The organism is Rheinheimera sediminis (assembly GCF_004005375.1).
In the GTDB taxonomy this organism is placed as follows: domain Bacteria; phylum Pseudomonadota; class Gammaproteobacteria; order Enterobacterales; family Alteromonadaceae; genus Pararheinheimera.
This window is the reverse complement of sequence record NZ_RZUF01000014.1, coordinates 62,349-74,659: the sequence shown is the minus strand read 5'-3', so window position 1 is coordinate 74,659 and position 12,311 is coordinate 62,349. Positions and strand designations below refer to the sequence as shown.

Sequence of the window (12,311 nt, the reverse complement as noted above, 5' to 3'; positions counted from 1 at the left end):
CCTTAATGATCATGGCTGGCGCCAGACTTCATCAGGTCGGCTTTGAGGATAAAACTATTGGCTGTGGCGTATTGCACACCCAGTGGCACACCGGATAACACTTCCACTTGTGTATCGTCGGCACGGCCTAATTGCGGCATACGAATTTCAAAGTTATCGCCATGGCGGATAAAAATTACGGTTTTGCCATTCCACTGCTGCAAAGCGGCTTTGTTGATCACTAAAGGCGCATCTATAGTGGCGACAGTGACGTCTGTTTTGACATGCATACCTGGCCGCCAATGGCCGTCAGGATTGGCTATTACACCGCGGGCGCGGGCAATATGGCCGCCTGTCATTTGTGGCGCTATATAACTGATTTGGCTTAGGGCAGATTGATGACCATGTAAGTCTTTTACCAGAAAATCATCCCCGACTTTGAGCTGTTCTGTATCAGAGGGAAAAGCCGACATTTCAATATACACAGAAGAAAAATCACTGATTTCCAACAGCGGCTGTTCAGATACCTTGCTGCCAACGCTGACGTATTTGGCTGTCACTTCACCTGAAATAGGCGCATAAACAGAGTAACTTTTTAAGCTGGCCGGGTTTTGCACTGTCGCCACTAACTGACCTTTCGTCACTTTATCGCCGACTTTCACCGCCAGTTGTTGCACCAAGCCAGCATAAGCGGCACCAAGCTGCACCTGCTGCTCTGGCAGAGCTGCCACTACACCAAATAAATGCAGTTGGGTACGGATTTGGCCTGCTTTTGTTTGCTCCAGCTCTATACCGGCTTTTTGAATAGAGCGCTCCGACATCTGAATACGGCCTTCAAAGGAGTCATAATGCCATTGATAGTTTTTGCCCTGATAACTGGCCTTTATCTCCACTTCAAAGGAATGAGGCTCACGAATCACTGTATCGCCCAGCCAATAATCCAGCTCAGGGCTAAAGTTGATGGGTTCGGCAGCTTCACCCAACCGCTGTAAAGTGACCTCTGGTCTTAGCTCTGTTGCCTTTATGGCTTTGCCATTTTGATAAAGATATAAACGCAGCTCGGGCTCTACCCCGGTTTCGTAAATAGTAACTTCCACAGCAACATCATCCTGGGTCAGTAAACGCCCGCCCTGTGGACCTTTGGCGGCTTCGGTTTCAGAATATCCGTCTTCGTGGTCTGTGCCAGGGTCATCACCGTGAGCAGCAACCAAAGCAGTAAAGCCCATAGAAGCACTTAGCAATAAAATGGTTAAAAAGCGAAAAAAATTCATTGAAAAAGCTCCTGCTGTATAGGGAGATTGATGCTGTTGCGCTCTTGGGTTAAGACTTGTGGACCTTTCACCACCATAGGTAAACCGGTCAGACGTTCCAGCTCTAAAAGTTGCAGATGCAAAGCGTATTGCAGGTCAATGACGTTACGCTTGGCCGATAAAATTTCCTGCTGCGCTGAGAGTAAGTCGGTCATGTCAAAGATGCCTTGCTGATAACCGGCCGACATCTGCTGTAGAAGTTGTTGCGCCAGCGGGATCACAGCTTTTTGATAATCAAGAACTTGCTCGCTGAGCTGAGTCAGTTGCAGATAAGTGCGCTCTGTTTGTAATTGCAGTTGCTGCATAGTCTGTTGCTGCTGCAGCTTTGTTTGTTCAGCCAAAGCTTCACCTGCCAGCACAGCGCCCCTATTGGGGTTCTCCAGAGTAAGCGGCATACTGAGCTGCAGCACAAAGGCATTGTCGTTGCTTTGTTCATTGCGGCGAATGCCAGCACCAAGGGTTAAATCAGCCTGACCTAAAGCTTTGGCTAACTGCAACTGACTATCCAGCACCCGGCTTTGCGTCAGCCACCATTGCAACTCTGGCGCTTGTTGTAACTGCGTCAGTACATCTGCTAAAACAGGCAAAGTCGGAAGCAGGCTTAAATCACCTGATACCGCATTAAAATCAGGCTGACTTGCCCAATGACTGGCTAACAAACGCAGGTTAACCCGCTTTTCAGCCAACAGACTTTTATGCTCCATCCGGCTTTGCAGCACTTTCAGTTCCAGTCGGGTGACATCCGCATCTGTGACATTGCCCGCTTTAGCGCGTTGTTTCGCCAGGTCAAGCATATGCTGTTCAGTCGCCATTTTTTGCTCTGTCCACTGCAACAATGCCTGCTGATGCAACAGCTGCAGAAAAGAGCGCATAGTGGCCGCCAGCGCATCCACTTTATCCAGTTGGTATTGCTGCTCAGTTAATTTGCTTTGCCATTGGATCAGCTCAAGCCGCTTCTGGCGTTTATCACCCAGTTCAATCAATTGACTCAGGCTTAAGGTCAGTTCGGCATTTTTAAAGCCAGTGCTGTCGCCCGTGCCAAGCACATCGGCCAGTTCCAGCTGAAGTTCAGGGTTAAGCCTTTGTCCGGCACTGATAGCTGCGGCATCATGGATACGCTGCTGATAGGGGTAAAATTGCAAGCCAGGGCTTTGCACTAAAGTGCGTTTTAACGCTTCTTCAATAGTAAGTGTTGTCGCTTGGGCAGGCATTGCCCACAGCAACACTAAGGCCAGCAGCACAGAAGCCGCATGGCCGGAATTCATAGTCATCACTATGCTCCACCAGATTATTTAAACAAAAAGTAAAAAACGGTTGTTTAACCAGAAGATTTAAAGATTGGGTGGCGGCACTAAAGGGGTATAGCTGGTGGTGATCATCGCATATTGAGCTAAGCCCGATGCTTTGTGTACCACAGGGTCTGCAGATACTGAAAAGAGTTCGGCTATATAGCAGGCAACATGAGCATGAGTGGGATGATGGTTATCCTTATGTTCTGCTTCATGTCCTGCGGCATCTTGTGCGCTTTGTTGAGTACCGTCTTGCGTAGCACAATGCTGGTGTTCACTGTGACTGGAGTTGTCGAGTAAAGAAAAGGGGTGATCCTCCTGTGGCAAATGCATCACAATGCTTTCACAGGCCGAAACGGCGTGATTCAGCATAATCAGCATCAATACAAGCAGGCGGAGCATAGGTTTTGGCATAAAGCCCTCGATAAGAACTGTTCGAATCATAGCCTATAGTTCTGCACCAACTCAAGCTTATAGATAAGGTTCAAACGCCTTTGAGTAGAGTTCTACAAACTCACCTTGTTGGTTTTTCACAATAAACAAAGCGGCAATGTGGTGTTGGTTCGCAAGCTCCATGGCTTTTTCAGGTCCCATCACCATAAAAGCTGTGGATAAGCCGTCCGCTGTCATACAGGACGGATGGATCACTGTAGAGGACAACATCATGTGCGTCACAGGCTTGCCGGTTTTAGGATCTATCAAGTGCGAATAACGCTGGTTGTTTTCTTCAAAGAAATTACGGTAGTCGCCTGAGGTAGCAACTGCATTGTTTTTAGGCCGGATCAGGCGCTGCAACACACGACCTTCAGCCACAGGTTTTTCCAGGCCTACGGTCCAGTCTTTGTTTTCCAGAGAAGTGCCTTTGACACGAATTTCACCACCAATTTCAGCCAGAAAATTGTTGATGCCTTGCTGCTCCAACACTTCTGCCACCAAATCAACACCATAACCTTTGGCAATGGTGGATAAATCGACATAAAGCTCTGGCTTAGTTTTATAGACACTAGTGCCTTCCAGCTGCAGATGTTGTGCACCAATTTGTGTTCTGGCCAAAGCTATAGCCGCATCATCCGGTACTTTTTCTGGTCTGTGTGTGGGGCCAAAACCCCATAAATTCACCAAAGGACCTACAGTAATATCCAGATAACCGTCGGTCAGTTGTGCCAGCCGGATCCCCTCTGCAAACAACAGCCGCAGCATTTCTGAAGCTTCGCGCGGCTCTGTCGAATCACTGCTGTTAAATAAGGACAACTCAGAATCTTTGATATACGTAGAGGCCACCTGATTCACCTCTTTTAATGCCAGATCAATCTGAGCCTGAACTTGCTGTTGATCCGGCATACCAGGCTGGTTGATATAGGTGATATGGTAGGTGGTGCCCATGGTTTTGCCTTCCAGCAACACTTTTTCGCTATCAGGTTTTGCACAGGCGGCTAAGGTCACTACAACAACACAAGCGAAAACATGTTGTTTCAGACCCAACAAAGATGCGGTATTCAAATCGGTTTTCCTTCAGAACAGCTCTGTGGTTATTATCCCACAGAGCCTTTGGTCAAAGCTTTGCACTTATCTGATCTAATGGCTTAACCATCGCCCCAGTGCAGATTTATCTGTGCAACTGTCCTGCCCTTTCTGGCTGGTAAACCAATTGCAGTACTTGTATCGGTTGAATATCGCCATCAGGCATAGGCCAGTGAATTTCATCGCCCTCACGTAAGCCAAGCAAAGCTGAACCTACAGGAGCCAGCACTGAGACTTTATCGCCCGTCGCATCCAGATCTTTTGGATACACCAGTGTCAGGCAAGGTTCTTCACCTGTTTTTAGTAAACGCAGCCGAACTGTAGAGTTCATAGTAACCACGTCCTTTGGAATTTCTTCGGGTTCAACCACAGCACCTCGTTCCAGTTCTTGCTCCAATAGTAAACGGGCCGGATCTGTCGCTGGTAATCGGCTTAACAGCTGATCTAAACGGTCCAGATCCAGACTGGATAACAGCAATTCAGGTAAGACTGGGTCAGGTAAAGTTGGATTCATCAGTTTCTCCTGTACAGAAGGGGTAAAAGTAAAAGCAGGGGGTTGCTTGACCGACATCAGATCACACAACATAAAACGCAAAGTGCGACGAAACAGCTGAACTTCAGCCACCTGCCCGACATTTTTCCCCAATAAAGCCGCGCCTAATGGGGATAACACCGAAATAAAACCTTGTTCTGGTTTTGCTTGTTGTGGGTAAACCAAAGTGATCCAAGATTCGGTCTGATCAGACAAATCCAGCAACAGAGCCGAACAGCCTGGCACTATGCCAGTTTCGCTCAGAGCTTTGCGTTTGTGGTTCGCAACAGAGCCTAGTTGCTGCAACAGCTGCTGTAGTCGCCAGGGCGGTAAGGGGTGAATAGCCGAACTTGCCATAAAAAATAGCGCTGAAACATCGGTTTTAGCCGATGTTTTTTTAATAAAGATAGTCATTCCAGACTCCGGAATTTAAATAATCAAAATCAGAGAGGGTAACGAACAGCCGACCCCGTCACACGGAGCCGGCTTAAGAATGGAAGACGGTAAAAAAAGCAGCGTGATAAGACGGCGACTTTATTGCTGTTTTCAAAAAAATAACCTCCGTCTTGTTGCAATGGGAAAGAGAATTCGATTGCGAACACCATAATGTATTTGGCTGCAAAATTCAAAGCCCAGCTTGCTTTGCCGCTGTGTGCCTTAGCCCACAGATCTGTGGTTAAAATCAGTCCATGCTCACCAGTCAGCCCAATACAAGGAGTACGACATGAGCTATTTCACCACCAAAGACAATACCCGGCTTTATTACAAAGACTGGGGTAGTGGCAGCACTGTGATTTTGATCCATGGCTGGCCTTTATCTTCCGACAGCTGGGAGGATCAGGCCATAGCCTTGGTCAATGCCGGCCACAGAGTCATTGCTTACGACAGACGCGGTTTTGGCCGTTCTTCCCAGCCCTGGCATGGTTACGATTACAATACGCTGGCTGACGATTTAGCTGAACTGATCAACCACACCGCTGTGACCGATGTAGCTCTGGTTGGCTTTTCGATGGGCGGCGGCGAAGTAGCCCGTTATATGTCACGTTTTGAAGGCAAAAAAGTCAGTAAAATTGCGCTGATTTCCTCCGTCTTACCTTTTCGTTTACTGACGCCGGATAACCCAAGCGGCACGGATGCAGCCACTTTCGAACAAACAGCTTTGGCATTAAAAACCGACAGACCGCACTTTTACACCGCGTTTTTCCAGAAATTTTTTGGTATCAGTTTATTATCCAATCCGGTTAGCTCCGCTTATTTAGCCTGGATGCAAGGCATAGCTATGCAAGGCAGTTTACGCGCTACGTTACAGTGTCTGAACTCTTTTCCGTCCACTGATTTCAGGGCAGATTTAGCAGCCATACAGGTACCTGTGTTAGTGATCCATGGCACCGAAGATGCCACGGTACCCATTCAAAGTTCGTCCCGCTTAATCCATAACTTTATTCCGGACGCTGAACTGATTGAATACGATGGCGCACCTCATGGCTTATTTGCCACAGAAAAAGACCGCTTAAGCCAGGATCTCATCCAATTTTTAAAAGCTGTCTGATGTAAGCAAACTGCATCAAAGCGCATAGAAAGCACTTTGGCGGTGGGTTCAACATACCGTCTGAGTGCTTATTTTTATGTTTCCATCAGAGTATAAATATCGGACTAAGAAACAAAACACTCTCTTGACTGCCGCTTATCCCACTAATCAGGCCATTTACTGCAAAACCTGTTCTTTCAGCCCTGCTTTTGGCATACTCAAGCCGTTATAAATTGATGGTTTCCAGTGTAAATCCATAACTAAAAAGCAACCAAAATACCCAGAGGGAAAGATCCATGCGTAAGACCTTGATCGCCAGCGCTATTGGTGCAGCAATCGCTTTAAGCGCCTGCTCCAAGCCAGCCGAAGAAGCTAAAACCACTGCTGCAGTTGAGCAAGCACAAACTGCGGCACCAGCAGCGGAGCAAGTAGCTGTGAGCAATCCATTATTCGTAAAAAGTACTCTGCAATACGAAGCCCCAGAATTCGATAAAATCAAAGTTGAACATTACCAACCAGCCATGGAAGAAGGTATCAAACAGCATATGGCTGAGATCCTGGCTATCGCTGGTAATACCGAAGCAGCCACTTTTGACAATACTATAGTCGCTATGGAAAAAAGCGGAGAGCTGTTAGGCCGCGCTTCTACGACTTTCTATAACATGACGGGCACTATCAGCAACCCAACTATTCAGAAAATTCAGGCTGAGATGGCGCCTAAATTTGCTGCGCATTCAGATAATATCAACCTGAACCCAGAGTTGTTTGCCCGGATCAAATCTTTGTATGACACTCGCGCCACCTTAGGTTTAGACGGTGAAGCCACTCGTTTAGTGGAAGATTACTACGAGCGCTTTGTTCGCGCCGGCGCTAACTTAACTGAAGAACAGAAAACTAAAATTCGTGCATTAAACGAAGAGCAGTCTACGCTGACCAACAAATATCAACAAAACCTGATGGCGATGAAAGATCAAATCGCTGTTTATGTCGACACCAAAGAAGAATTGGCTGGTTTGTCTGAAGCAGAAATTACTGCGGCAGCCGAAGGTGCAAAAGCTAAAGGCAAAGAAGGTAAATTCATTATTGAAATTACCAACACCACTCGTCAGCCAGCTTTAGCCTCACTGGAAAACCGCGATGTACGTAAAAAAGTATGGGAAGCCTCAGCAAACCGTGGTACTTCAGGCGAAACAGACAACCAACCTATAGTTGCCCGTTTAGCTCAGTTACGTGCTGAACGCGCTAAGTTATTGGGCTATGACAACTGGGCAACTTACCAGTTAGAACCTACTATGGCAAAAACACCTAAAGCTGTATTGGATATGTTCGCTTCTATGGTACCGGCAGTGGTCGAAAACACCAAAAAAGAAGCTGAAGCTATTCAGGCGATGATCAAAGAAACTGGCGGTGATTTCGAATTACAGCCTTGGGACTGGGAGTTCTACGCTGAGAAAGTACGTAAAGCCAAATACGATTTAGACGAAGCCCAAGTGCGTGAGTACTTTGAATTTGAGCGCGTATTAACAGACGGTATGTTTTACACCATGAACAAGCTGTTTGGCATTACCATGAAAGAGCGCCCGGATTTACCTGTGTACCACCCTGATGTAAAAGCTTATGAAGTCTTTGACGCTGACGGTACAAGCATTGCGTTGTTTTATGCCGACTACTTCGCACGTGACGGTAAACGTGGCGGCGCCTGGATGAGTTCTTTTGTAGAACAAAGCAAGCTGTTGAATCAGAAGCCTGTGGTCGTGAACGTGATGAACATTCCGAAAGGCCCGGCTGGCGAACCTACGCTGGTGAGCTATGACAACGTCACTACTATGTTCCATGAATTTGGTCATGCAGTGCATGGTTTATTCTCCGATGTAACTTACCCGACTTTAGCTGGTACTTCAGTATCACGCGACTTCGTTGAATTCCCGTCCACTTTCCAGGAGGACTGGGCAGCTCACCCTGATGTAATTGGCAACTACGCCAAGCACTACAAAACAGGCGAAGCCATTCCGGCTGAACTATTAGCAAAAATCATGAAGTCACGCAGCTTCAACCAGGGTTTTGATACGCTGGAATACATGTCTGCGGCGCTGTTGGATATGGAATGGCATGCTCTGCCAGCTGATGCACCACTACAGGATGTACAGAAGTTTGAAGCAGAAGCACTGAAGAAACACGGTGTGGATCTGGCTGCTGTACCACCACGTTATAAGTCGACTTTCTTCGCTCACGTCTTCTCTGGTGGTTACTCAGCCAGTTATTACGCTTATATGTGGAGTGAAATTCTGGCAGCTGACGCCTATGCCCATGTGCAAAACCAGGGTGGCTTAAAGCTGGAAAACGGCATTAACTTCCGTAAAAACATTCTGTCTATTGGTAACAGCAAAGACCCAATGGAAGCCTATAAAGCTTTCCGTGGTCAGGAACCTACTACAGATGCACTGTTAATCCGTCGTGGTTTAAAAACCGGTATTAACTAACAACTGAAAAAAGGGTGGCTCAGATTGTTAATAATCTGAGCCACCCTTTTTGTTTTTAATGACCTGCGATTTGCATCTGGCCTATCAGTACTGAACCTGTCAGCACACCACCCCGAGGGTCCACGTCTTTGCCTATGGCCTGAATATCCATAAACATTTGCTGCAAAGTACCAGCTATGGTGATTTCAGATACAGGGAACTGAATTTGACCATTCTCAACCCAGAAACCAGCTGCACCACGTGAGTAGTCACCTGTGACTGTATTGACGCCCTGCCCCATCAGTTCGGTTACCAACAAGCCGGTGCCCATATCACGGCACAGCTGAGCTAAATCAGCATCGCCGTGCTGCACTAACCAGTTATGGATACCACCGGCATGACCCGTACTGGGTAAACCTAACTTGCGGCCTGAATAACTGGTGGTCAGGTAGGTATTTAATACGCCTTTATCCAGCACTGTTAAATCACGGGTTTTCACACCTTCGCCATCAAAAGGGCTGGACGCTAAGGCTTGTTTTAAATGCGGACGTTCAATAATAGTTACTTTGTCTGACATCACGCTCTGGCCGACTTTATCCAGCAGGAAGCTGGATTTGCGGTAGATACTGCCACCACTGATCGCGGATACCAGATGACCAAAAATACTGCTGGCGATATCAGCACGGAAAATCACCGGCACTTTTTGTGTGCCTAGCTTGCGGCCATTTAAGCGTTGTACTGTCTCCAAAGCAGCTTCGCGGCCAATTTGGGCTGGGTCCAGTAAGGCGCTCAGTTCGCGGGCCACAGTGTAGCTGTAATCGCGCTGCATATCGTCGCCGTCTTCACCAATGACGACACAGCTTAGGCTGTGACGGCTGCTTGGGTAACCGACCAGTTGACCATGGCTGTTGCCATACACCTTCAAGCCCTGATGCGACGAAAATGAAGCGCCTTCAGAGTTAGTGATACGGGCATCATAAGCAAAAGCTGCTTCTTCAGAAGCTTTACACCATTCAATAGCTTGTTCGGTAGTGACAGATGCAGGGTGGAATAAATCCAGATCCGGTGGTGATAATTCCAGCCAGGCCGCGTCAGCTAAACCCGCATGTGGGTCCTCTGAGGTATAACGGGCGATATCAATAGCAGCTTCGACTGTGCGTTTTAAAGCAGCTGGGCTTAAATCAGCAGTAGAGGCAGAACCCTTGCGCTGACCGACATAAATACTAATACCTAAACCGCCATCCTGATTAAACTCGACGGTTTCCACTTCGCCATGTCGGGTTTCCACACTTAAACCTCGGGTGCGGTTCATTGAGGCTTCAGCGCTGCTGGCACCCAATTGTTTTGCATGCGCCAGCACTTGGCTGACCGCATCTTTTACTTCGGCGATTTCTTGCCAGATTGTAACTTCGGTTTGACTCATTGCTTTACCTGTCAGAGTTGTTCTGTTTTAACTGCCAGAATTTGGACCCAGCTTATCATAGTTCCTCAGCAATTGGACGTAGGGGCCCAACGCAGCTGCCGCTATGTTGGACAACTCGGCCCAAAGTAATTGGAGTTGCAGCAAGGCGACAAGCGAGAGAGACCCCAGGAGCATAGTTGTCTATGTGACTGGGGCTATGAGCGCAGTCAACGCCGCTGAGGCTTCAAGTACGAAGGGCGCCGCTGCTATTGCTCAGTAGATCGGGTATACTATGTATATTAATTAAGATGGTAAGAGAATTCTATGGCCGATATGACCGACTTTACCCATGGCGACGACTGGGATGTTGAGCATGGTAAAAGTAAAACCCAAGTCAAAAAAGAGATGACTGCATTGCAGAAACTAGGGGAAGATCTGGTTTCTTTGAGCCCTGCTGCACGTGCTAAGTTAGATTTAGATGATGAATTAAAAGACGCTTTGGCGCTGGCTGATAAGCTGTCGAAAAAACACGAAGCGCTGCGCCGTCATATCCAGTTTATTGGTCGTTTAATGCGTACCCGTGATCTGGAGCCTATTGAACGTGCTTTAGCTGTGCTTAGAAACACCAATCAGGCGGCGACCCGTAAGTTTCACTTAGTGGAAACCTGGCGCGATAAACTGATTGCTAATCCAGATGCCTTAACTGAATTTGTTGCAGCTTTCCCTGAAGTGGACGTACAGCAGTTACGTGCACTGATACGTAATGCGAAAAGAGAACAGGAAAAGGATCTGCCACCTAAGGCATTCCGCGAACTGTTCCAGCTGATTAAACCCGCTATTTTGGAAGACTAGTCTCTGGGGCAGCGTTGGACCCAGTGGGGTCAGGCTAAAAAGCCAGACCCCACCGGATCCCAAGCTTAGATCAACCGTTTCACCACTAAATCCGCACCTATGCGGCGCAGCTGGCTGAGTAGCTTTTGTACCACTTCAGGATAATCCCGCACCGTCTCTATTTCGGAATAATGCAATATTTCACTGCTATGTGCTGTGATCACTTGCTTTTCCTGCTCCAGTAAAGCCTTCAACTGTTGCAGATCATCTTCAACATAAATACCGTTTTCAAAATCCAATGCAAAAGCGCGTGGATTCAAGTTGTGGCCGGTAAACAGATGTTTTACCCCGTCCACACTTAAGCCTTTGAGGTGGTAGCTGTTGTCTTCATGTTTCCACAGTTTGACATGCAGCAAACCTGCATCAATAAATTTTTGATTCGCCCGAACAAACTTACGCAAGATAGTTTCGTAAAAATACGGCAAACCACCAATTTTGCTAAAACGCTGACCGGGCGGAATATAAAAATCATTCGCAGTTTTGTCGCCTACCACTATAGTCACAGACACGCCACGTTTTAAACACTTCCGCAGCGCACGGGCTAACGCTATGGGTGGATTAAAGTAAGGGGTATAAATCAGTACATCCTGCTGAGCTACAGCAAGCAAAGCCAACACTGTACTGTTCAGCTCATTATGACGACGACCTAAGCCGATCAATAGTGAGGCGCGTAAAGCAGAGTCGTTTTTATCTGCATACTGATACCGAGTGGCTTTTGCCTGTTTTAACCATAAACGTGACTGACGTTTGACCGCCTGACTGACATAGCCTTCGTCGTCAAGCAGCTCTGGGGTTTGTTCCTTATCGCCAAATAATTGCTGATGCGCCTGCACTATGGCGTCAGTCATCACCTGATTTTGCAGCACTAAATAACGGTCAGCACGGTAACGGTTTTGTTCAGCCAGATAGACATTGTTCAGTGAAGCACCACTGTAGAGCAGAGTTTGATCAAAGACAAAACCTTTTAAATGCAAGACACCAAACAGCTCCCGCTTTTTAACAGGAACACCGATGATTTGAATAGGATGATCGTAGTCTTTAGCAATTTCACGGTAAAAATCGTTGTTGGTTCGTGCGCCGTCCTGACCTATCAGGCCGCGACGGGCCCGATGAAAATCAACATAGACTGTCACCTGCAAATCAGGTTTTTGCTGTTTAGCTGCAAATAAAGCCCGTAGAATTTGCTCACCTGCTTCATCCGCCTGCAGATACAAAGCTGTGATCACAATACGATGCTGTGCACGCTGGATCAGATCCAGCACTGTGCTTTTGTATTCAGCGGCAGACCACAACACTGAAACGGTTTCAGCCACCAGATCTGTTTTTGGCAATTTAGCCAGACGACGTCTGTTTAACAAAGTTTGTAACATAACAGGCGAAATTCTCAGTCAGCGCTTAAT

General features: G+C 47.3%; 10 protein-coding genes and 1 pseudogene. 3 read left to right on the top strand and 8 right to left on the bottom strand.

What is annotated here, in order from left to right; genetic code table 11:
* Positions 1-2: 2 nt before the first annotated feature.
* The 6 genes and pseudogenes from EMM73_RS11070 to EMM73_RS20330 form a co-directional block, all read right to left on the bottom strand.
* Positions 3-1,250, bottom strand: coding sequence for an efflux RND transporter periplasmic adaptor subunit (locus EMM73_RS11070; protein ID WP_127686498.1), 1,248 nt, complete (start codon positions 1,248-1,250; stop codon positions 3-5).
* Positions 1,247-2,560: a TolC family protein gene (locus EMM73_RS11065; RefSeq protein WP_127686497.1), complete on the bottom strand. Its 1,314-nt coding sequence runs from the start codon at positions 2,558-2,560 to the stop codon at positions 1,247-1,249. Before EMM73_RS11065 ends, EMM73_RS11070 begins: the two co-directional genes overlap by 4 nt.
* Before the next feature lie 60 nt (positions 2,561-2,620).
* Positions 2,621-3,022 carry a hypothetical protein gene (locus EMM73_RS11060; RefSeq protein WP_127686496.1) on the bottom strand — a complete coding sequence of 134 codons (402 nt, stop codon included), beginning with the start codon at positions 3,020-3,022 and terminating at the stop codon, positions 2,621-2,623.
* 27 nt (positions 3,023-3,049) lie between these two features.
* Positions 3,050-4,078 (bottom strand): FAD:protein FMN transferase, encoded by a 1,029-nt coding sequence (locus EMM73_RS11055; RefSeq protein WP_127686495.1) that lies wholly within the window; start codon positions 4,076-4,078, stop codon positions 3,050-3,052.
* A gap of 106 nt (positions 4,079-4,184) precedes the next feature.
* Positions 4,185-4,613 (bottom strand): nucleoside diphosphate kinase regulator, encoded by a 429-nt coding sequence (gene rnk, locus EMM73_RS20335; RefSeq protein ID WP_261373385.1) that lies wholly within the window; start codon positions 4,611-4,613, stop codon positions 4,185-4,187.
* 99 nt (positions 4,614-4,712) lie between these two features.
* Positions 4,713-4,988, bottom strand: a pseudogene (locus EMM73_RS20330) (GreA/GreB family elongation factor); the annotation flags it as partial.
* Between the two features lie 367 nt (positions 4,989-5,355).
* On the opposite strand from EMM73_RS20330, the gene EMM73_RS11045 reads away from it, so the two are divergent.
* Both EMM73_RS11045 and EMM73_RS11040 read left to right on the top strand, forming a co-directional pair.
* Positions 5,356-6,180: an alpha/beta fold hydrolase gene (locus tag EMM73_RS11045; RefSeq protein WP_127686493.1), complete on the top strand. Its 825-nt coding sequence runs from the start codon at positions 5,356-5,358 to the stop codon at positions 6,178-6,180.
* 275 nt (positions 6,181-6,455) lie between these two features.
* Positions 6,456-8,639 (top strand): M3 family metallopeptidase, encoded by a 2,184-nt coding sequence (locus tag EMM73_RS11040; protein WP_127686492.1) that lies wholly within the window; start codon positions 6,456-6,458, stop codon positions 8,637-8,639.
* A gap of 55 nt (positions 8,640-8,694) precedes the next feature.
* Here the strand turns inward: EMM73_RS11040 and pmbA are convergent, their stop codons facing one another.
* A complete protein-coding gene (gene pmbA / locus EMM73_RS11035; protein WP_127686491.1) occupies positions 8,695-10,041 on the bottom strand; it encodes a metalloprotease PmbA in 1,347 nt (448 codons plus the stop codon).
* A 303-nt stretch (positions 10,042-10,344) separates the two neighbouring features.
* On the opposite strand from pmbA, the gene yjgA reads away from it, so the two are divergent.
* On the top strand, positions 10,345-10,872 hold the full coding sequence (gene yjgA, locus EMM73_RS11030) for a ribosome biogenesis factor YjgA (protein ID WP_127686490.1): 528 nt from the start codon (positions 10,345-10,347) through the stop codon (positions 10,870-10,872).
* A 65-nt stretch (positions 10,873-10,937) separates the two neighbouring features.
* On the opposite strand, the gene pssA is transcribed toward yjgA, so the two are convergent.
* Positions 10,938-12,281, bottom strand: coding sequence for a CDP-diacylglycerol--serine O-phosphatidyltransferase (gene pssA, locus EMM73_RS11025; RefSeq protein ID WP_127686489.1), 1,344 nt, complete (start codon positions 12,279-12,281; stop codon positions 10,938-10,940).
* Positions 12,282-12,311: the final 30 nt, after the last annotated feature.

Coding starts and splice junctions, on each gene's coding strand:
- EMM73_RS11070 (WP_127686498.1), bottom strand. CDS start 1,250: ATGAATTTTTTTCGCTTTTTAACCATTTTATTGCTAAGTGCTTCTATG.
- EMM73_RS11065 (WP_127686497.1), bottom strand. CDS start 2,560: ATGACTATGAATTCCGGCCATGCGGCTTCTGTGCTGCTGGCCTTAGTG.
- EMM73_RS11060 (WP_127686496.1), bottom strand. CDS start 3,022: ATGATTCGAACAGTTCTTATCGAGGGCTTTATGCCAAAACCTATGCTC.
- rnk (WP_261373385.1), bottom strand. CDS start 4,613: ATGAATCCAACTTTACCTGACCCAGTCTTACCTGAATTGCTGTTATCC.
- EMM73_RS11045 (WP_127686493.1), top strand. CDS start 5,356: ATGAGCTATTTCACCACCAAAGACAATACCCGGCTTTATTACAAAGAC.
- EMM73_RS11040 (WP_127686492.1), top strand. CDS start 6,456: ATGCGTAAGACCTTGATCGCCAGCGCTATTGGTGCAGCAATCGCTTTA.
- pmbA (WP_127686491.1), bottom strand. CDS start 10,041: ATGAGTCAAACCGAAGTTACAATCTGGCAAGAAATCGCCGAAGTAAAA.
- yjgA (WP_127686490.1), top strand. CDS start 10,345: ATGGCCGATATGACCGACTTTACCCATGGCGACGACTGGGATGTTGAG.
- pssA (WP_127686489.1), bottom strand. CDS start 12,281: ATGTTACAAACTTTGTTAAACAGACGTCGTCTGGCTAAATTGCCAAAA.